We start from the raw sequence: 20,069 nt of genomic DNA on the forward strand, positions 1-20,069 counted from the left end.
TCAGCTCCGCGTGGCCCACTGCATCGCGGAGTACAGCAGTTGAGTTGCCCCGGGCATGAATCCGGAGCCGTGGTGATAGACCGGGTCCATCGTGGTCACGAGCAGCCGCCCGGGAGTGCTGGCCTCGTCGATGTAGAGCAGCGATCCGTCGCGCTCCCCCGTGTCGGTCTCGAGGTCGACCAGGCTCACCGCACCGGCGGGTGGCTCGAGCACACCGTGGTAATGCCAGACCACCGCTCGTTCGGCGAAGCACGGCCAGGCCGGATGGTCGGGCGCGCGCAGCCGGATTCGATGGTCTTCGCCGGTTCGCCACCACCAGAAGATGGTCGGCCGGGATTCCTCCCGAACACCGGGTAACCAGTCGCCGACGGCGTTCACACCGAACACCACGACCGTCGCGCCACGATCCAGGCACGCCAGCACAGCGGGCGACCTGGGGATCAGCAGGTCGGGCCGCACTCGATCACTGACCACCACGACATCGGCGTCCGCGACCGCGACCGCCGTGAGTTCACGAACGTGCACAGGCTGAATCCGGTACGGCGCCAACGCCGGATCGGCAAGCGTAGCCAGCTGCGCGTGCGAGCCGCCGTACACGCAGGCAACCCGCTTCATCGCCGCAACCATGACAACACCTGTCCAGTCAGGAAACTCGTGCCCCGATCCACACTAGCGAACTGCAACAGGTCATTGCCGCCGTGCACGAGCACGTTTCCCGCACCGAGCGGATACGTGTAGTCGATCGGACCGGCGGTCGGCCCGATGGTGTGGATCACCTGCGCTTGATCCGGGAGATCCAAGTAGTAACCGCGACCATAGAATCCGGCGACGCCGATCCGCGAAAGCTCCTCGAACGACAGGTGACCGGGCGTGCCGGTGCTGTACAGCAGCACTTGCGGATCGATGCCCGCCCACACCGGATGCTCGGACACCTTCGTCAACGCGAGGTCGGCGGGCTTGCGGAACTCCAGCTTCCGCCAGCGCGTCAGACCGTCGAGAAACACCCGCTGCACGTGGCCGTTGACCACCACCCTGCCGCCGCCGACAACGAACCGCCCCAACCACTCTCGATGCTCGGCCAGAAACTCCTGATCAATATCGCCGTGCAGGTACATCCCCGTCACCGTCGCGAGGTCGGTCTCAGGAAGGTCGTAGACGTCGATTCGCCGCCACCCTTCCGATTCGGTGACACCCGGCTCCATCACCACCCGCAGCACCGTCACGACACGCCTCGCCCGAAGTCGGGCACGATCAATCGCCGCACCGAACTCGCGGTCCGGACGTCCGCGGTCACGATGTCGAGCTCATACAGCTCACTCAACACGCTGTCGGTCAACAACTCTCGCGTCGGACCGACCCGCTGATCGTCCGCGCCGACCATCAACACCACCCGCTCCGCGATGTGCAACGCATGATCGGGATGGTGCGTCGTCAACACCACCGCCATGCCCTCGTCCGCGAGCGACCGCAGCAACGTCAACACCCGCGCCTGGTTCCGCAGATCCAACGCCGACGCCGGTTCGTCGAGAACGATGGTGGCGCAATCGGATACGAGCGCCCTGGCGATCAGTACCAACTGCCGTTCGCCACCGCTGAGCCGGGCGTAATCCCGCTCGGCGAGGTGGCCGATCCCCACCCGGGCCAGCGCGGCCGCGGCGGCACGGCGATCGGCCCTGGTCGGCGCGCCGTAGATCTTGACCTGCCGGGCCCGCCCCATCAGCACCGTGTCGGCCACCGAGAACGAGAACACCACCGCATGACTCTGCGGCACGAACCCGACGTTCCCGGACAGCTCGACCGTGCCCTCGGTCGGCGGCACCAGCCCGGACAGGCATTTGAGCATCGTGGTCTTGCCACGCGCGTTCGGCCCGAGCACCGCGAGCACCTCGCCCGGCCGCGCGTCCACCGTGACGTTGCGGAAGATCCACGGCCCCTTGGCCGAATAGCGAAACGAGATCGAGCGCGCCTCAACCATCGGCACCCCACAGCTGGCGGCGATTGCGGATGAGCAGCAGCACGAAGAACGGTGCCCCGATCATCGCGGTAAGGATCCCGATCGGGATCTCGGCGGTGCTCAGTGTTCGGGACAACGTGTCGATCAGCGTGAGATAGGACGCGCCGAGCAGCGCACTCATCGGCACCACAATTCGATTATCGGTGCCGACCAGCATCCGGACCAGATGCGGGACCATCAAGCCCACCCAGCTGATCACCCCGGCGACCGCCACCGCACCGGCGGTGATCAGCGCGACGCAACCGAGCAGCAGCAGGCGCATCCTGGCGGGCCGCAGACCGAGCGACAACGCGTCCTCGTCACCCATGGCCAGGATGTTGAGCCGCCACCGCAGCGCGAGCACCACCGACCCGCCGAGCGCGATCGGCACCAGCGCGATCAGCACCTTGTCGTAGCTTGCCGTGGCGAAGGAACCCAAGAGCCAGAACACGATCGACGGCAGTTCCCGGTACGGGTCGGCGATGTAGGTCACGAACGACACCATCGCCTGGAACATCGCACCGACTACGGTGCCACCGAGCACGATCATCAACAGCGGCGAACCGGGCGTCGCGCGGGCGATCAGCAACACCAGGACGAGCGCGAGCACACCGCCGACGAACGCACCGCCGACGAGGTAGCCGCCGCCGACGCCGACCATCAAGATCAGCACCCCGCCGAACGAGGCCCCGGACGACACACCCAATACCTGCGCACTGGCCAACGGATTCCGGAACACCGCCTGCATCACCGCGCCGGTCACCGCCAGCCCGGCACCGACGATCATCGAGAGCAGTACCCTCGGCAACCGGATGTCGAGCACCACGCTGCGTTCCTGCGGATACCAGGTCTCGTCGAGCGGAAACACCTGTCCCAGCAGCAATCTCGCGACCTCGTTGGGCGGCACGTAATACCGGCCGACGGCCAGCGCGGTGATCGCGACGACCACCAGCAGGACGACCAGCACCAGCAGCACGGCTGCGGCTCGCCACTGGCGGGGCGGCGTGAACGTCGGCTCGTCCTCGACTACCTGCTCAACCGCGGAAGTGGTCATAGCCCGCGGAGTTCGCGTTGAGGTCGAGCCGCAGCACCTGATCGATCTCCTTGTCGGAGATCTTGTAGCCGAAGAGGTTGTCGAAGCTGTCGCGGACGTTCTTGCGCAGGTCGCTCGGCGCGGTCTTCGGGTAGAGCACCTCGTGCATCCACTGCCACATCAGCGGCGACTCCACGCTGGGCACCTGCCACCGGTAGCCGCCGAGCGGCGTCTTGTACACCCGCCGGTGCTGCACGGCGCTCACGCCGGCCAGCCGCGGATCGGCATAGATTTCCGCGGGAGTGCTCTCATCGAAGCCGCTGAGCAAGATCACCTCGGGGTTCCAGGTGAGGATCTGCTCGGCGGTGATCTGCGGGGCGTCGCCGGGGAAGCCCTTGGTCACCAGATCCGCACCCACCAGGTCGAATTGGAACCCGTCGTAGCCACTGGCGGAGGTTGTCGAATACGCCTCGCCGACCCGCGACAGGATCATCGCGCGCGGACGGGGCGTCTTCTCGGCGGCCACCTCGGTGCGCGTCGCGTCGATCTCGCTGTGCAGCCAGTTCACCAGCTCCGTGCCGCGTGCGGGCTTGCCCGCGATATCGGCGAAGAGCTTGATCCAGCCTTCTAAGTTTTCCTGGGTGCCGTATTTCAATCCGACCACCGGGAATCCGGCTTTCACGATCGGCTCGGTGACGTCGGGGCCGCGATCTCCCCATTGCACAACGACATCCGGGTTCAGTTTCAGCAGGGTCTCGACATTGGGGATGAAGTTGTTTCCGGCCACCACCGTGGAGTTCACCGACTGCGGGAAGATGGTGGCGAACATGCCGCCTTTGTTGGCGACCAAGGTGGACTGGTTGATGCCGACGATCCGGTCATAGCTGCGATCTACCGCGGCGAAGATCGCGGGCGCGGGAATGACCGCGAAGGCGATCTTCTTGACGTCCTTGGTGATCGTGACTGTCTGACCGCGCTGATCGACGATCTGGATGGTCGCCGAACCCGCCTGGTCCGCGCTGTTCGATTCGCGGCTCGAGCAGGCCGAGAGCGCTGCGGTCGCGACCAGTGCGATCGCGATGATTCGTCGCGCGGAACGGCCTCGAGTTCTTACCGGTACAGCGTGCACAACGTCCCTCTCGCGATACTTCAGCACTGTCGATTCGCCGTTCTCAACCAGGCGAACCGGATGAAGCTCGGAGAAAGTGAGGTTAGCATAAGCTAATTCGTCGAGAAGGCAAGCGAGTGTCGGCCACACCGACGTTGCCACGGGTTCGGCGAATGCCGAGAATTCACCGGAAACGTCGGTGGGCCAATCTCTTTCGGGAACGTCAGTAGATATAGACGAACGCGTTCTCGCCGCCGGTGCAGGTGACCAGACCGTCGCGGGTGACGCAGTCCATGGTGTAGTTCTTCTGCGTGGCCGGGCTGAACGCGGTCACTTGGCGGGACCCGTCGGCGTCGGAGCCCTCGCCATAGGCCTTGCGGACTTCCTCGGCGAAGTCGCACGACGTGACGCCATTGCCGATCGCCGAGTAGGTGAAGCGGCCTGCGGGTGGGTATTTGGTCGCGCATCCCCTGGCGGTGGCGGGTACCGGCGCGAGTGTCGGGGCGGTGGGACGGGAGATGAACGCGTCGCGCTTCAGCCAGCCGACCACACCCGCGAGGGCGAGCACGATGATGAGCGCCCCGACCACCCGGGGCCAGTTGGCTCGGGACCGAGATTTCGACGGGGCAGGTTCGTCCGCACCGGTCGGCACTACCGTGGCCGGTCGCGGGCCGGTGTCGGGACGCGGGCCGGTGATGTCCGGGCGCGGTCCGGTATCCGAGCGTTCGACACGGCCGCGGTTCGGCTCTTGGCCTCGAACCGGTTCCCGCCGAGCGACTTCGGCGCGGCGCGCGACCTCGCGGGCGGGCTCCGGCGGCCGGGTGATCCGGCCGGCGCCGGGTTGGCCACCGGCGGGCTGTCGCGGAATCGCGTCCGTCGGAAGGGCATTCGCTACCGGCTGGACCGGCCCGACGGTCGGGAACACGACGGTGGGCGGCGCTTTCGGCCGCACCGTCCCCATCCGGTCGGTCGGCAACTCCGTTACCGCGACGATCGCCCGTCCGGTGAGCGCCGACTTCGCCGCCGAGGCCAGCCCACCCGCGGTCGAGTAACGGTCCGTCGGTCGCTTGGCCATCCCGCGCGCGATCACCTCGTCCAATGCGGCAGGCACGCCACGTCGTACGACGCTCGGGCGCGGCGGCGGCATCGAAAGATGTGAGCGGATAAGCACACTCATCGCATCGGCCTGGAAAGGCTGTGCCCCGGTGAGGCATTCGTAGAGGACGCAGGCAAGCGAGTAGACGTCGGCGGTGCCGGTGATCGGACCGTTCTCGAAGCGTTCCGGCGCGATGTAGCTGTAGGAGCCGACGGCGGCGGCACCGGTGGCGGTCATATCGGAATCCTTGGCGGACCTGGCGATGCCGAAGTCGGCCAGATAGGCGAAGTCCGATGCGGTGACGAGGATGTTGGCGGGCTTGACGTCGCGGTGCACCAGCCCCTCCGCGTGCGCGGCGTCCAGGGCCGAACCGATCTGCTCGATGATGCCGATCGCGCGGGCCGGGGTCAGCGGGCCCTCGCCCCGCAGCACCGAACGCAGATCGTGACCGCGTACCAGCCGCATGTCGATGTAGAGCACGCCGTCGATCTCGCCCCAGTCGTGGATCGGGATGACGTGCGGTTCGGCCACTCGCGCGGCCGCCTGCGATTCGCGGCGGAACCGCTCCTGGAACATCGGGTCTTTCGCGAGCGCGGGCGACAACAGCTTGACCGCGACGACCCGGTCCTTCACCGTGTCGTAGGCCTCGTAGACCTCGCCCATGCCGCCGCGACCCAGCAGCGAGCGCAGCTCGTAAGGACCGAATCGAGTCCCGATCCTCGTCCGCGGTCCGTCCACCCCGTCACCTCCACTCACGTGCGCGACCCGGCGCACCGTAGGCCCGGCGGCCTACATCCGATACGTCGGGATTCTCGGGGGTACCCGTTACCCGGTCAAGTCAGGTGGATCAGGTGGGACAGCGACCGCCGGTCAGCTCGCTCAGGTGCTGGGAAATAACGGTGGACAGCTTGTCCAGCATGGTCATCCCGTCGGAGAACGCGCCGGAATCCGGCTGCGCGGCAAACGCGATCGCGATCTGCCCCGACGGGGTCGAGATCAAGCCGAACTGCCGGACCAGATAGGCGCCCGAGGCGTCCGGGCCCCAGCCGCCCTTGAACTCGGCGCCGGTGAAGGCGCCCAAGCCCCAGCGCTGGGCCGCTTGGATCTGTTCCATCAGGTTGATCACGGGCGCGGTTTCCGGCAGGCATGGCAGCCGCGAGGCGAACCGAACCTGGTCGGCGAGTGACCAGTCCGCCTGACCGAAGGCCGAGTTCTCGGGTCTGGTCCTGGTGGCGGGCACGGTGGTCTTGGCGTCACCGCCCTCGCGCAGGACCGACTGCACCGCCTGCGCCGCTTCCTGATTGCTGCCGAGCGATTGCCACAGCGTGTCGGCGGCGGAGTTGTCGGAGGCGGTGATCGCGGCCGTCGCGGCGTAGCTGGGGTTGCCGCCGCTGAGGCGCAGCGCGGCAATTGCCAACGGCACCTTCATCGTCGACCAGGCGGGGCCGGTGGTCCAGTCGCCGAAGCTGACCACCTGGTCGCCGCCGACCGGCATGATCGCCATGCCGACCTTGCCGCGCACTCCCGCCTGTAGTTCCGCGACGCCCGCGGCCAGCGTGCCGGGAACCGTGATGGACAGGCCCTTCTGGTCCGCGTGCGACGCGGCCGCGGTAATGCTGGTCTCCTCCGATTCGGAACCGCCGCTGCGGGTTCCGCATCCGGCCACCAGGAACATAGCTAATACCGCACAGCTCAATGCTTTTCGCACACGAGCCGCACGGGGTCGATCAATATACATACACCACCGCATTTTCGCCGCCACTGCATGTGACGAGCTGGCCTTCGCTGAGGCAATTCATCGTGTAGGTCCGGCCGGTGACCGGACTGGTCGCCGTCACTGTGCGCGGCGCCTCCCGCGAAACCGTGTTCGCGGTGTTCGTTTCGGCGTACGCCCGCCGGACTTCCTCGGCGAACGCACAGGTCGTCGCGGCAGATCCGGTGGCGGACTTGGTGAATGTGCCCGACGACGAGTTGCCCTGGGTGCACGGCTTGGCACCGGCGGGCAGGGTGACGGTCGTCGGCTTGGCCGGGGTGGACGCGACCGGCGGGGCCGAGGAACTGCCCGACGCGGGGGCCTGCGGGCTCGCCGTCGGTACCGGGGCACCGGCTTGCTGCTCGGTCGGGTGTGCGACGTTGCGGGAGCTGAATACCTGCCAGCCGACCGCACCGACGACGGCGATCACGACGATCACCACGACGCCGACCAGGATGGGCAGCACGACGGATCGGCGTTTGCCGGGCTCGGCGTACGGATCCTCTTCTGGCCCATAGTCGTCGTAGTCGTCCGCGTAGCCCTGATCCGGGTACTCGCCCTGGTTCGCGTAGTCGCCCGGACCCGCATAGTTGCTCTGGCTCGCGTAGTTGCTCTGCGGCGGCTGCTCGGTGCGGGCGTGGCTGCCGTGGGCGGAATAGCCGCCGGCACCGTAATACTCGTCCGGCTCGGAGTAGGCCTCCGGCGCGGCGTACCCGGCCGGGGGCGAATACGCCTGAGTGGCCGAGTAATCGGGGGGAAAGTCGGCCGGTGGTGGCGGGCTGCCCGGTGCGTCCGGGAATCGCGTCGTCTCGTACTGCTGGGCGTCCGAATACGCTTGCCCGCCTACGTAGGGCTCATTCTGCGAATACGCCTTCGCCCCGGGATGTTCGGTGAACGGCACATCGACGTGCGGTTGCGCCCCACGATCTCCCGAATACGGCTGGCCGGGTCGATCCGAGTACGGCTGTCCCCCAGGCTGATTCGAGTAGGGCTCGCCACCTGACTGATTCGAATACGGTCGGTCGCCGAATGGATCCGAGTACGCCTGCCCCTCGGGCTGATCGGAATACGGTTGCCCACCAGAACGATTCGGATACGGCTGGCCGCCGGGATGCTCCGAGAAGCCTTGGTCCCCGGACGGTGCCGGGTACGGCTGACTGCCGGGACGGACCGAGTAAGGCTGTACCCCAGGCTCATCCGGGTACGGCTGACCTCCGCGCTGATCCGAGAACGGCTGTCCTCTGACCGGATCCGGATAAGGCTGCCCGGCCGGCCGATCCGGGTACGGCTGATCGCCGGAATGCTCCGAATATGCCTGCCCACCGGGCTGTTCGGCGTACAGATGCGCGTCCGGGAACGGCCGCACCGGCGGCAGGCCCTGCTCGGGCGTCCAGCGCGCGGGCGGCCCGAACGGCGGCGCGGGCTCCGGCGCGCCGGACAACGTCGTGAACTGAATCTCGGTCGGCCGCACCACGGTCGGCGCACCGGGCAGGATCACCGCGGAGATCTCCCCCGTCGACTCCGGCGGCACCGCCCCGGGCGCACGAACGACGAGCATCGGCCCGGTCGGTGGTGGGGTGTTGGGCGCGGGTACGTCCGGAATCGCGCCGGTCGACGGCGTTTCCACCGGCGGCGTACCCGTCGAGGGCGCACTGGACAACGCGGCCCGTGCGGCCAACGCCAGCGCGGCGGCGGTCGGCCACCGATCGGCCGGATTCTTGGCCATGCCGCGGCTGATCACCGCGTCGAGTCCGGCCGGGATGCCCGCCTGCTGTGCGCTCGGCCGCGGCGGCGGATCGGACATATGCGACCGGATCAGCACATTCATGCTGGCCGCGGGGAAAGGCGATGCGCCCGTCAGACACTCGTGCAGCACACAGGACAGCGAGTAGATGTCGGCCCGGCCGGTGACCTGGGCGACGTCGAAACGTTCCGGCGCCATGTAGATGTAGGAGCCGACGGCCATGCCGACCACCGTGACGGCGCTGTCGCCCTCGGTGTGCGCGATGCCGAAGTCGGCGAGGTAGGCGTAATCCGCCGCGGTGACCAGGATGTTCGCCGGTTTCACATCGCGATGCACCAGGCCGCCCGCGTGTGCGGCGTCCAGCGCGCTCGCGATCTGCTCGATGATGCCCACCGCGCGAACCGGACTCAGCGGACCTTCCTTGCGCAGCAGCGTGCGCAGGTCGACGCCGGGCACCAGCTGCATGTCGATGAACAACACGCCGTCGATGACGCCCCAGTCGTGAATGGGAACGATGTGCGGTTCGGCAACCCGCGCCGCCGCTTGCGATTCGCGCCGGAACCGGACCTGGTAGGCGGGGTCGCCGGCGAGTTCCTCGTGCAGCAGCTTGACCGCCACCACACGGTCCTTCACCGTGTCGTAGGCCTCGTATACCTCGCCCATCCCCCCCTTGCCCAGCAGTGATCGCAATTCGTACGGCCCAAACCGTGTACCGGTTCTCGGCCCAGGTGCCTCCACCCCGTCAATCCTCCACATCCCGGGCCAGGAGTGCACGCATAACTCTCGCGACGCCTGCCCGTCAAAGAGTGGATTCTCCTGGCGTCACCACCCCGTGGTCAAACGCAAAGACGATCGCGGCGGCCCGATCCCGCAGCTCTAGCTTGCCGAATATGTGTCCGACATGGCTTTTCACCGTGACTTCGGAGATACCGAGTTCGCGGGCGATCTCCGTGTTCACCCGGCCGCGTCCGATCAATTCGAGCACCTCGTACTCGCGCGCGGTCAGCTCGGACAGCCGGGCGCTCGTGCGGGTCGGCCGCACCGTCCGATAGGCCGACAGCACGCGTTCGGTGACCGACGGGTCGAGCCAGGCGCCGCCGCCCGCGACCATCCGCACCGCGCGAATCAGGTCCTCGGCGGGTGAGTCCTTGAGGATGAACCCGGCCGCGCCGGCCCGCAGCGCGCCGGAGAGCAGCTGATCGTCGTCGAAGGTGGTCAGCACCAACACCGGCGGCGCCCCGTCGCGGGCGCGCAGGATGCGGGTGGCGTCGATGCCGCCGACGCGTTTCATCCGCAGGTCCATCAGCACCACGTCGGGCCGCTCGGCCGCCACCGCGGCGACTACCTCGTCGCCGTCCGCGCATTCGCTGACCACGAAACCGTCGCGGCGCCGCAGGATGCGGCGCAGGCCGCCGCGGACCAACTCCTGGTCGTCGACCACCAGCACGGTGACCGTGTCCTCGGCCTGCGATGGCGCTGTCACATGGCCTCCTGTTCGCCGTAATGTCGCATCACGTCTCCCGTATCGCCGAGAGGCCGCCGAACGGCATCCCGGTCCATGACGTGCACGCGAACCCGGAGCGGGCCGGAGCGAGCGGTATGGCCACCCGGACCGACCAGCCGTCGTCGCACGGTCCCGCGATCATCCGGCCGCCGAGCAGTTCGGCGCGCTGCACCATCCCCGACACCCCCATCCCCGTACCTCGCTGCGCGGGCAGACCCGCAGGCAACGTGTTGTCCACCGTCAATATCGCCGACGCGGCATCCACCGCGACCCGAACGCGCGCGGTGGCACCCGGCGCGTGCTTGACGACATTGGCCAGCGACTCCTGCCCGATCCGATACAGCGCGAGCCCGACCGCGGGCGAGACAGCGCGCAGGTCCTCGGCGCACGCGAACCGCACCTCGAGCCCGGCTCTGGCGAAATCGCCGACCAGGCTCGCGATGTCTTCGACACCCGGTTCCGGCACCTGCTTCGACGGCCTGGCGTCGAGCAGCCCGACGGTGCGCCGGATGTCGGCCATGGCCTGGCGGCCGAGTTGCTCTGCCTCGGTGAGCGATTCGACCGCCTCGTCGACCTCGCGATCGTTCTGCAGCGCGTGCCGCGCCGCGGTCAAGTGCAGCAACGTGACGCTCAGCGAGTGCGCGATCACGTCGTGCACCTCGCGGGCGATCCGGCGGCGCTCCTCGTCGGCGGCCTGGGCCGCGCGGATCTCCTGATAGCCGCGTTCCTGATAGAGGAATCGGCGTTGGTATTGCAGCAGCAAACCGGCCGTCCACCCGAACGCGACGGTGACCAGGATGGTGATCAGGTAGGTCGGCAAGCCTTCGGACAGGTGTCCGTACCTGTCGTACAAGACCAGTTCGAGCATCATCGCGACGGTGATCAGCGCGCTGATCCGCAGCGTCGTGAGCGCCGCCACCTCGCCCGCCGCCGCGACGAGCAGAAACGGCGCGAGGTCCTGCGAGACCGGCTGCAGGAGGAACACCGCCTCGGACGCCATCGCGAGCAATCCGAGAGTCACCGGCCGTGGCATCACCCCGAGGAACGCGTACATCGGACCGAAGGCGGTGGCCAGCAGGATGGCCAGGATCGGGAGGGCGGTCGGGAAGTAGCTGTGCCGCTGGACCGCAGCCCCGATGGCGACCAGGCAGACCGCCGCATCGACCACGAAGATGACCGACGGCGGATAGTCGAACGGAAGTTCCTCGACCCGGCGCCGAAACGCGGCCACCGGCTGTCTGGCGAACTCGGCGACACGGTCACCGGAACGGCGCAGACCGACGACCACGCGCCGGAACGCGCGGGCCACCAGCCTCGGCGCACGCACCGGGTTGGGCACGTCGATCACACCCATCTGGTAAGGCTAACTGCCCGGTCGTGGCCCGTACATCGTTCCTGGAGTGGGTCGTTTCTCCTACCGTGGGCGGAGATCGATCCGGGTCTCTGGCACGAAGACAGCGCGACCCGCTCGTCCGTACCGTGAAGCGCAGCGTTTCATGGAACGGCGGAGCTCATGTCCAGTATCGTCGCCGCATCCAAGCGCCGGACGTCATGGCGCGGTAGTGCGCGACCACGGAACTGATGACCGACCGAACAGGGTGGGGACAACGATGTCGAATCCGGCAATGCTCGAATTATCCGGGGTGACCAAGGAGTATCGGGTCGGCGGGCAGACCGTTCGCGCGCTCGATGACATCAGCCTGCGCATCGAACCCGGCGAATTCACCTCGATCATCGGGCCGTCCGGCTCGGGCAAGAGCACGCTGCTGCATCTGCTCGGCGCGCTGGACACCCCGGACGCGGGCTCGATCCGGTTCCAGGGCGAGGAGATCGGGTCGCTGGACGACGAGCGCCAGTCCGAGTTCCGCCGCCACCGTGTCGGTTTCATCTTCCAGTTCTTCAACCTGCTGCCCACCCTGTCCGCGTGGGAGAACGTCGCGATCCCGAAGTTGCTGGACGGCACCGGGTTACGCAAGGCCAAGCCGCGCGCGCTGGAATTGCTCGAGCTGGTCGGATTGAGTGACCGGGCGAGTCATCGGCCCGCCGAGTTGTCCGGCGGTCAGATGCAGCGGGTCGCGGTGGCCCGCGCGATGATCATGGATCCGCCGCTGATCCTGGCCGACGAGCCCACCGGGAACCTGGATTCCAAGACGGGCGCGACCATCCTCGAATTGCTCGGGGCGATCGCCGGATCCGGCAATTCGGTGGTGATGGTGACTCATGACGCGGGCGCGGTGGCCTACTGCGACCGGGTGGTCACTTTGCACGATGGGCGGATCGGCTCGAACGAGATCGCCGAGCGATCGGCCATCGCGTGATCGCGGCCGCATGGGATCGACTGCGGCTGTTCAACATCGGTGAGCTGCTCGTCCATCGCGGGCGTACCGCCATGTCGCTCGTGGTGATGGGAGTGTCGGCGGGGCTGCTCGTCGCGGTGCTCAGCATCTCCGGTTCGGTCACCGGATCGGTGGACCGGCTCACGCACAGCCTCGGCGGCCGGGCCGCGCTCGAGGTCACCGGTGTCACCGACGCAGGCTTCGATCAGCAACTGCTGCAACGGATCGCGACCACACCCGGGGTCGACAAAGCGGTGCCGATGGTGCGCGCGCAGATCGGCAGCGGTGCCGATCGGGCGTTGCTGATCGGGGCCGACCAGAATATCGGCGCGCTCGGCAGCGAGCTGACCGGGCCGATGACCGCGCTGCTCGGCAAGCTGCTCACGGTGCCCAACGGCGTCCTGGTCGGCGCCGCGATGGGGCACGCGGAGGGCGAGCAGTTCACCCTCGGCTCCGGAACCGTCACCGTCGCAGGCATTCTCGACAAAGAAACGTCGAAGCAGCTCAACGGCGGTCATCTCGTCGCCGCGCCGCTCGGGCTCGCGCAAAAGGTCACCGGCCGGGTCGGCCGGCTGGATTCCATTCAGATCATCCCGGCGCCGGGCACTCGGGTCGACGCGTTGCGGGCCGAGCTCACCAGGGTCGTCGACGGTCGTGCGGTGGTCGCCGAGCCGAGCCTGCGCACCGCGCAGGCGGGCGGCGCGATCCAGCTGGTGCGATATTCCACCATGATGGCTTCGGCTGCGGCACTGATCGTTTCGGCCTTCCTCATCTACAACGCCATGAGCATGGCGATCGCGCAGCGCCGACCCATGCTGTCGCTGTTGCGGGCGATCGGTGGCAAGCGCGGGCCGATGGTGCGCGATCTGCTCGCCGAGGCCGCGTTGCTCGGCGTACTCGGCGGCGGCGTCGGCGCGGTGCTCGGAATCTTCCTGGGGCGCATGGCGATCGGCCAGTTGCCCGCCGCCATCGTGTCGTCGGTGGAGGCGCGCACCGAGTACCTGGTGCCGGGCTATGCGATTCCAGTAGCGATCGGTGCCTGTGTGATTGCCAGCGTGACCGCGGCCGGGCTGGCCGCGCGGCAGGTGTACAAGGTGGAACCCATCGAGGCGCTGGTCCCGGTCGGCGTGGGCCGCACCGACGCAACGAGTCCGCTGCTGCGCTGGGCGGCGGTGGTGGCCGGCCTCGGGCTGGCTGTCCTCGCGGTCGTGGTCGCCGAGCTGGACCTCGGCCGCTATTCGCTCGCCTCGATCTCTACCGCGTTCGTCGCCGCCATCGCGCTGTGTTTCGCCGCGACCGGGCCACTCGTCCGGGCCGCCGCGGCGACCGCACGCACATTCGGTGCGCCAGGTGCCCTCGGCGCGACCACGCTGGAACGGGCGCCGCGCCGGGTGTGGGCGACCGCGATGACGGTACTGATCGGCGTAGCGGCCACGGTCGGCATGGGTGGGGCGTCGAGCAACATGATCGACTCCGCCACCGAGACTTTCGACGACCTGGCCAAGAGCGATCTCTACATCAGCCCCGCCTCGATGGCGGAGTTCCCGACGGGTCCGCTGCTGCCCGCCGGACTGGCCGACCAGATCGCCGCGGTGCCCGGCATCGCACAGGTCAGCCCGGCGCAAATGGCCTTCGCCACGCTCGGCACCGGCCGGGTGATGCTCGAGGGCTTTGCACCCAACGCCCGCGAAACCCAGATGGGCATGCTGACCGACGCGGTTTTCGCACAACTTTCCGCCGGTCGAGGCGTGGCGATATCGCGCGATGTCGCGAAATCACTCGACGTTGGAGTCGGCGCCGAGCTGACCTTGCCGACCCCGACGGGCGAACGCACCGTGACTGTGCTGCAGGTGATTCCGTATTTCTCGGCGGTCTCCGGCGTGGTCCTCATGGACCTCGACCTGCTGCGCCAGTGGTACGAACGGCCGGGCGAGACGGTCGTGACGGCCGATATCGCGCCCGGCGCCGACCGAGCCGCGGTGCAAGCGGCAGTGCGGCAGGTGGTTCCGCCGGAGATCCATGTGGACACCGGCGCGGACGCGGTCACCGCGGTCGCGGCCAGCATTCGGCAGGGTTCGGCGATGAGCAACGCCATCCTGTGGATCGTGGTGCTGGTGGCCACGGTGGCCCTGTTGAACACGTTGATGCTGTCGGTGCTCGAACGCCGCAGAGAACTCGGCGTGCTGCGGGCCATGGGCACCAACCGCAAGTTCCTGATGCGCTCGGTGCTCGCCGAAGCGGCAGGCATCGGATTAGTCGGCGCGGCACTGGGTCTCGTCGTCGGTATCGCCGTGCAGTACCTGGCCACCGTCGCTATCGCGCACGCGCTCACCATCGATATCGTCTATCGGCCGAGCCCGATGCTGCTGGTCTATGGTTCGGCCGCGCTCGCGCTCGCGTTGCTCGGTTCGATACCGCCCGCACTGCGCGCGGGCCGGATGCCGATTGTGGCGGCGCTCGCCGTCGACTGAATTGTGTTGGCTACAGCGGCAAGTTGGCGAACCACGCCTTGAACTTCTGCTGGGTCATCCCGAATCCGGAATCCGGTTGGCTGTCGGTGAGCGTCACCTTGGCGAAGAACAGATAGCTCGACCGCGCCGGATCGGATTCGAAGCTCACGACCAGAAACCCGTCGGGAAAACCGCTTTCCGACTTCTGCCACCGGTAAGTCGTGTAGGACTTGCCGCCGTTGCGTTCGGTCGCCTTGGTGTTCGACGGCAGGTCGCGCACCGCCGCCTTGGCGTCCTCGGGCGTGGTGAAGGCGACCGCGATGAAGTCGGGCTCGTTGATCGGAACGCCCCAGCAGTTCCAGCCGGACTGCCACTTCGCGAAGGCGGGCGCGTCGTCGTCGCTGGATATCTTGTCGCCCGCCTTGGCGGTGTCGAGGAAGCAGGTCTTGTCGTGATAGCCCTTGCCGCTGCCGATGCCGAACTGGGTGTCGACGCCCTGCGGCAGGATCTGCGGGAAGGCCTTGGCGACGGTCGTCGGATCCGCGGGCGTGCCGGCCCCTGGTGTCTTGCCGAAATCCAGTGGTGACGACGGATCCGTCTTCCCCAGTTTCGCTATCACGATTCCGGCGATCACCAGCACGATCACGACGACCAACACCAGTGCCACGATCAAGCCCGTGTTCGAGCGGCGCGCGGGCGGCGGGTAGGCCGGGTTCGACGGGCCATAACCCATCGGCGGCGGTGAGAAGGATTGCCCAGCACTGGAATTAGGCGGCACGTAGCCGCCACTCGCCTGGTTGACCGGGGAAAACGACTGTCCGACAGCGGAGTTCTGTGGTGGCGCCGAATAGCCCGCGGACGGGAACTGCGGCCCGGCAACCGGGTTCGACGCGAACTGCGACGGTGCGGCGAAGGTAGGGGCCGACGTGGCGTACGAGGGCGGGTACTGACCCTGGTTCGGCGTCGGCGGCTGCGCGACCACCGTCGGCGCGGGCTGCGGGGTGTACGGCACAGCAGGCACCTGCCCGGCGAGCGCTTGCCGTGCGGCAGCGGCGAATTCGAGGCAGGACGCGAACCGGTGGTCGGGTCGTTTCGCCATCGCCACCGCGATCACCGTGTCCAGCCCGGCAGGCAGGCCCGCCCGGCGCGCGGCCGCGGACGGCGGCGGTAACTGTAAATGGCCCCGAATGATCTCGGCCGGTGCGGGCGAGTCGAACGGTGCGATCCCGGTCAGCAGCCAGAACAACGCGCACGCCAGCGAGTACTGGTCGGAACGGTGATCCAGATGCGCACCGGTCATCTGCTCCGGCGAGGCGTAGGCCAGCGTCGCGGTGAACATGCCGGTCTGCGTCAGGTGCGTGGAATCCTCACGCAGCCTGGCGATTCCGAAATCGGTGAGGAACACCCGCTCCTTGTGCCCGCCGCTGGACCTGGCCAGCATGATGTTCGCGGGCTTCACGTCGCGGTGCAGCACACCCATGCCGTGCGCGTAATCCAGTGCTCCGGCAACGCCTTCGATGATCTGCACGGCCCGCTCCGGCGGCAGGTTGTGCGGGTTCACCGTCGCCGCGTCGACGCCGTCCACGTACTGCATGGAGATCCACAGCTGATCGTCCTCGGTGCCGCGGTCGTACACCGCGACGATGTTCGGATGATCGAGTTGCGCGGCCAGATCGGCCTCCCGTTCGAACCGCGCCCGCACCTCGGTATCGGTGAAAAGCTCTCGCTTGAGCAGTTTGAGTGCGGTTTGCCGTGGCAATCTGGGATGGCGGGCCAGGTACACCGATCCCATGCCACCCTGACCGAGCAGCTTCTCGATGGTGAAACCGGCGAAAACCGCACCGCTGGTCAGCAACACAATCCCTTCAGTCGAACCGCGGCCCCCGGATGTCACGTCCGAGCGCGTCATACAGAGCTTGGAGCATAGCCGGTAACCCCGTGGCCACGCGGTTTCGAATTCTCGAGGAAGATCGGTGAAACTATGGAGGAGACATCATGGTCACGTCAACGAAGTACGGCGCGTTCATAATGGCCTTACGCCCGGTTACCGACCGGGTGGGACCGATGAGCTAAATTTTGCACCGCCGACTGACAGCGATGACACGCAGTGATGGGTGGTGGGGAGGACGCGTGGTGAAGTCGACGGGTACCGGTTCTGCGTTGCGCGGCGTGCTGCGCGGCTCGGCCCTGGTCGCTGTGCTCGCCCTGTCCTCGTGCGCGCTGCTCCCCGGCGACCGGCATCAGTCCGACCGGCCCGCGGTCGTCGTCGACACCGCCGGATCGTTTCGCCCCGGCCTCTCGGTGTCCATCCCCGATTCGCTGGCCGCGGACTTCACCCAGCTGCAACCCACCCTCGGCGGCCAGGTCGGCCTGGCGGTGATGCCGGTCGGCGGCGGCCGGATGACCATCTTCGGCGACTGGACCAGTGGTATCGCCTGGTCGACCATCAAGGTGCCGCTGGCCATCGCGGCGCTGCGGCACGACTCGGACACGAGCATCTTCGAGGACGCCGAGGCCGCGATCACCGTCTCCGATAACGATGCGGCAGAGGAACTCTGGCAATCGCTCGGGGACGGACTCACGGCCGCCCAGGCGGTGCAGGACGTGATCGACGAGGGCGGCGACTCCACCACCGGCGTGGCCGGACCGCGAACCAAGCTGGACTACACGGCATTCGGGCAGACCGAGTGGACGCTGGCCAACCAGGTGCGGTTCGCGTCCCGGCTGCCGTGCCTGCCGCAGACGTTCAAGGTGACCGAGCTGATGTCGGAGATCACGCCCGATCAGTCCTGGGGCCTGGGCACTTTGGCGGGTGCCGCGTTCAAGGGCGGCTGGGGCCCGGACGACGACACCGGCATCTACACGGTCCGCCAGTTCGGTGTGGTGCCGACGCAATCCGGCATGGTCGCCGTCGCCCTTGCGGCACAGGCCGATTCGGGCACCTACGACGACGCCACCGCCATCCTGACCCGGATGTCCGTGCTGCTCGGCAGGCACCTGGCCGAGCTGCGCGGCGGGACCTGCGCGGGCTGACCTGTCCGGGCGTCAGCCCGGCGTGACCAGACCGGATTCGTAGGCCAGCACCACCGCCTGTGCCCGGTCGCGCAGGTTCAGCTTCGAAAAGACCTTGGAGACATGCGTTTTCACGGTCTGCTCGGCGACGAACAGCGATTCCGCGATCTCGGTGTTGGACATGCCCTTCGCGATCAGCTCCAGCACCTCGCGCTCGCGCGGGGTCAGCGAGCCGAGCGCGGGCGCGGGCTTCGCGCGGGTGGCCGAGCGGCGGCGGGTGACGTCGGCGATGAGCCGCCGGGTGACCGTCGGTGCCAGCAGGGCCTGACCATCGGCGACCACCCGCACCGCGCGCACCAGCTCTTCGGCGGGCGCGTCCTTGAGCAGAAAGCCGCTCGCGCCGATGCTCAGCGCCTCGTAGACGTAGTCGTCGATGTCGAAGGTGGTGAGCATCAGCACCCGCACCGGCGGATCGAACCCGGCGGCCAGGATGAGCCGAGCCGCGTCGAGGCCGTTCATCTCCGGCATCCGCACGTCCATCAGGACCACGTCCGGGCGCAGCCGCTTGGCCTCGGCCACCGCGATCTTCCCGTCCGGCGCGTCCCCCACCACGCTGATGTCAGTCTGCGCGGCGAGCAGGGCACCGAAGCCCTGCCGCACCATCGCCTGGTCATCAGCGATCAACACGGTTATTGCCACGCACCTACCCTAGGCGGACGCGGGTGCGGTCAGCGAGACGGCTCAGTTACCGGCTTGACCGAGCAGCGCGGGGTCGAGGGTCACCGACTGGCTCAGCGGAATGCGCGCGTGCACCTCGAAACCGCCGTCGACGCTCGGGCCCGCGGTCAGATCGCCGCCGACGGCGAGCGCCCTGGCCTGCATGCCCGCGATGCCGTGGCCGCCGTTGCCGACGGGGCGGGCCACCGTGGCGGTGGCGCCGTTGCGGACGGTGAGCTCCACGATCGGGCCGACGCGCAGGTGCACCTGGACCGGCGCCTCCGGTGCGTGCCGTGACGCATTCGACAGCGACTCCTGAGTGATCCGGTACAGCGCGAGACCCGCGGCGTCGGGCACGGTCTCCAGCGGGCCGTCGACCGTCCACGCGATCCGCACACCGGCGCGCAGCGCGCCCTCGCACAGGCTCGGCACATCGACGGCCTTGGGTTGCGGCGCGTGCTCGGGAGCCTGGCCGTCGCTGCGCAGCACGCCGAGCATGCCGCGGATCTCGTTGAGCGCCTCGCGGGCGGTGGCGCCGATGGACTCGAATTCGGCACGGGCAGCGGGGGTTACACCCTCCACCCGGTAGGGCGCGGTCTGCGCCTGCACCACCACCAGCGACATGTGATGCGCCACCACGTCGTGCAGGTCGCGGGCGATGCGGGCCTTCTCCTCCAGGATCGCCCGGCGGGCCCGCTCGACCTCGGTCACCTCTTCCTGCTGCATCAGCTGCTTGCGCGACTGCACCAGCCACCGCACCAGCAGGCCGAACAGCACCACCGCGCCCAGCGCGATCGGCCAGCCCCACACCGAATTGCCGCCGCCCTCGCTGGCCATCGTGGTGCCGAGCAGCAGCGACGTCGCCACCCAGGCCACGCCGATGATCGGCACGGTCGCCCGCACCGACACCGCGAGCAGCAGCACGAACAGCGTCAGGATGTGCACGACCTGGATCGGCATATCGTTGTTCGGCTGATGCGGAATGGCCAGGGAGATGAGCAATCCGCTGCCCGCCGAGATCGCCCAGCCGAGCGCCGGATTGATCCGGACCAGCAGCAGCGGGAACGCGGCCAGCGCCGCGATGAACGGCTGCACCGCGATCGGCACCGCATGGGTGACGTGCAGCGTCGGCCACGCCACCGCGAAGAAGATGAGGGCGACGCACACCGTCAAGGCGTCGAACCGCATCCGCCTGTTCATTCGCTTGTTCTGGGCACGGATCTGCTGCTTCATATCTACGACCCTAGAAAGTCCAGCGTGCTGCCACGTCATACCCCCGGGTGATTTCGTACCCCGTACCCAGGTGCGAGGGCATAACCGGGC

Annotated in this window: 16 protein-coding genes; 3 read left to right on the plus strand and 13 right to left on the minus strand. The window is 68.1% G+C overall.

Annotated features, from left to right (window positions below; translation table 11 throughout):
- From ACIBK2_RS19690 to ACIBK2_RS19735, 10 genes are all read right to left on the minus strand, one after another.
- Entirely contained in the window at positions 1-615 is a 615-nt protein-coding gene (locus tag ACIBK2_RS19690) for a hypothetical protein (RefSeq protein ID WP_396968956.1), read from the minus strand.
- Complete coding sequence (locus tag ACIBK2_RS19695) at positions 612-1,223, minus strand: hypothetical protein (protein WP_396968957.1); 612 nt, start codon at positions 1,221-1,223, stop codon at positions 612-614. The genes ACIBK2_RS19690 and ACIBK2_RS19695 overlap by 4 nt, the downstream gene beginning before the upstream one ends.
- Positions 1,220-1,975, minus strand: coding sequence for an ABC transporter ATP-binding protein (locus ACIBK2_RS19700; protein WP_396968958.1), 756 nt, complete (start codon positions 1,973-1,975; stop codon positions 1,220-1,222). The genes ACIBK2_RS19695 and ACIBK2_RS19700 overlap by 4 nt, the downstream gene beginning before the upstream one ends.
- Positions 1,968-3,047: a FecCD family ABC transporter permease gene (locus ACIBK2_RS19705; RefSeq protein ID WP_396968959.1), complete on the minus strand. Its 1,080-nt coding sequence runs from the start codon at positions 3,045-3,047 to the stop codon at positions 1,968-1,970. Before ACIBK2_RS19705 ends, ACIBK2_RS19700 begins: the two co-directional genes overlap by 8 nt.
- Positions 3,028-4,155, minus strand: a complete 1,128-nt coding sequence (locus tag ACIBK2_RS19710) for an ABC transporter substrate-binding protein (RefSeq protein WP_396968960.1) — start codon at positions 4,153-4,155, stop codon at positions 3,028-3,030. The genes ACIBK2_RS19705 and ACIBK2_RS19710 overlap by 20 nt, the downstream gene beginning before the upstream one ends.
- A 202-nt stretch (positions 4,156-4,357) precedes the next feature.
- Positions 4,358-5,968: a protein kinase gene (locus ACIBK2_RS19715; RefSeq protein ID WP_396968961.1), complete on the minus strand. Its 1,611-nt coding sequence runs from the start codon at positions 5,966-5,968 to the stop codon at positions 4,358-4,360.
- 109 nt (positions 5,969-6,077) lie between these two features.
- Complete coding sequence (locus ACIBK2_RS19720; protein ID WP_396968962.1) at positions 6,078-6,905, minus strand: hypothetical protein; 828 nt, start codon at positions 6,903-6,905, stop codon at positions 6,078-6,080.
- Between the two features lie 52 nt (positions 6,906-6,957).
- Entirely contained in the window at positions 6,958-9,483 is a 2,526-nt protein-coding gene (locus ACIBK2_RS19725; protein WP_396968963.1) for a protein kinase, read from the minus strand.
- 43 nt (positions 9,484-9,526) lie between these two features.
- Positions 9,527-10,174, minus strand: a complete 648-nt coding sequence (locus ACIBK2_RS19730) for a response regulator (RefSeq protein ID WP_396969227.1) — start codon at positions 10,172-10,174, stop codon at positions 9,527-9,529.
- 64 nt (positions 10,175-10,238) lie between these two features.
- Positions 10,239-11,585: a sensor histidine kinase gene (locus ACIBK2_RS19735; protein ID WP_396968964.1), complete on the minus strand. Its 1,347-nt coding sequence runs from the start codon at positions 11,583-11,585 to the stop codon at positions 10,239-10,241.
- Between the two features lie 256 nt (positions 11,586-11,841).
- On the opposite strand from ACIBK2_RS19735, the gene ACIBK2_RS19740 reads away from it, so the two are divergent.
- Together ACIBK2_RS19740 and ACIBK2_RS19745 are read left to right on the plus strand one after the other, a co-directional pair.
- Complete coding sequence (locus tag ACIBK2_RS19740; RefSeq protein ID WP_396968965.1) at positions 11,842-12,549, plus strand: ABC transporter ATP-binding protein; 708 nt, start codon at positions 11,842-11,844, stop codon at positions 12,547-12,549.
- Complete coding sequence (locus ACIBK2_RS19745; RefSeq protein ID WP_396968966.1) at positions 12,546-15,038, plus strand: FtsX-like permease family protein; 2,493 nt, start codon at positions 12,546-12,548, stop codon at positions 15,036-15,038. Before ACIBK2_RS19740 ends, ACIBK2_RS19745 begins: the two co-directional genes overlap by 4 nt.
- A gap of 10 nt (positions 15,039-15,048) precedes the next feature.
- On the opposite strand, the gene ACIBK2_RS19750 is transcribed toward ACIBK2_RS19745, so the two are convergent.
- Entirely contained in the window at positions 15,049-16,875 is a 1,827-nt protein-coding gene (locus ACIBK2_RS19750) for a protein kinase (RefSeq protein WP_396968967.1), read from the minus strand.
- 272 nt (positions 16,876-17,147) lie between these two features.
- Between ACIBK2_RS19750 and ACIBK2_RS19755 the strand changes: the two genes are divergently transcribed.
- Positions 17,148-18,050, plus strand: a complete 903-nt coding sequence (locus ACIBK2_RS19755; RefSeq protein ID WP_396968968.1) for a hypothetical protein — start codon at positions 17,148-17,150, stop codon at positions 18,048-18,050.
- Between the two features lie 12 nt (positions 18,051-18,062).
- On the opposite strand, the gene ACIBK2_RS19760 is transcribed toward ACIBK2_RS19755, so the two are convergent.
- Together ACIBK2_RS19760 and ACIBK2_RS19765 are read right to left on the minus strand one after the other, a co-directional pair.
- The gene (locus ACIBK2_RS19760) at positions 18,063-18,728 is read right to left on the minus strand and encodes a response regulator transcription factor (RefSeq protein WP_357378050.1); all 666 of its coding nucleotides are present in this window, start codon (positions 18,726-18,728) and stop codon (positions 18,063-18,065) included.
- Positions 18,729-18,770: 42 nt separating this feature from the next.
- Positions 18,771-19,979, minus strand: coding sequence for a sensor histidine kinase (locus tag ACIBK2_RS19765; protein WP_396968969.1), 1,209 nt, complete (start codon positions 19,977-19,979; stop codon positions 18,771-18,773).
- Between the last annotated feature and the right edge of the window lie 90 nt (positions 19,980-20,069).

The organism is Nocardia sp. NPDC050175, from assembly GCF_044459885.1.
GTDB lineage: Bacteria > Actinomycetota > Actinomycetes > Mycobacteriales > Mycobacteriaceae > Nocardia.

What these genes read in the sequence shown, in the direction of transcription:
- ACIBK2_RS19690 (WP_396968956.1), bottom strand. Translation starts at nt 615, where the DNA reads ATGAAGCGGGTTGCCTGCGTGTACGGCGGCTCGCACGCGCAGCTGGCT.
- ACIBK2_RS19700 (WP_396968958.1), bottom strand. Translation starts at nt 1,975, where the DNA reads ATGGTTGAGGCGCGCTCGATCTCGTTTCGCTATTCGGCCAAGGGGCCG.
- ACIBK2_RS19705 (WP_396968959.1), bottom strand. Translation starts at nt 3,047, where the DNA reads ATGACCACTTCCGCGGTTGAGCAGGTAGTCGAGGACGAGCCGACGTTC.
- ACIBK2_RS19720 (WP_396968962.1), bottom strand. Translation starts at nt 6,905, where the DNA reads ATGTTCCTGGTGGCCGGATGCGGAACCCGCAGCGGCGGTTCCGAATCG.
- ACIBK2_RS19725 (WP_396968963.1), bottom strand. Translation starts at nt 9,483, where the DNA reads ATGTGGAGGATTGACGGGGTGGAGGCACCTGGGCCGAGAACCGGTACA.
- ACIBK2_RS19735 (WP_396968964.1), bottom strand. Translation starts at nt 11,585, where the DNA reads ATGGGTGTGATCGACGTGCCCAACCCGGTGCGTGCGCCGAGGCTGGTG.
- ACIBK2_RS19740 (WP_396968965.1), top strand. Translation starts at nt 11,842, where the DNA reads ATGTCGAATCCGGCAATGCTCGAATTATCCGGGGTGACCAAGGAGTAT.
- ACIBK2_RS19765 (WP_396968969.1), bottom strand. Translation starts at nt 19,979, where the DNA reads ATGAAGCAGCAGATCCGTGCCCAGAACAAGCGAATGAACAGGCGGATG.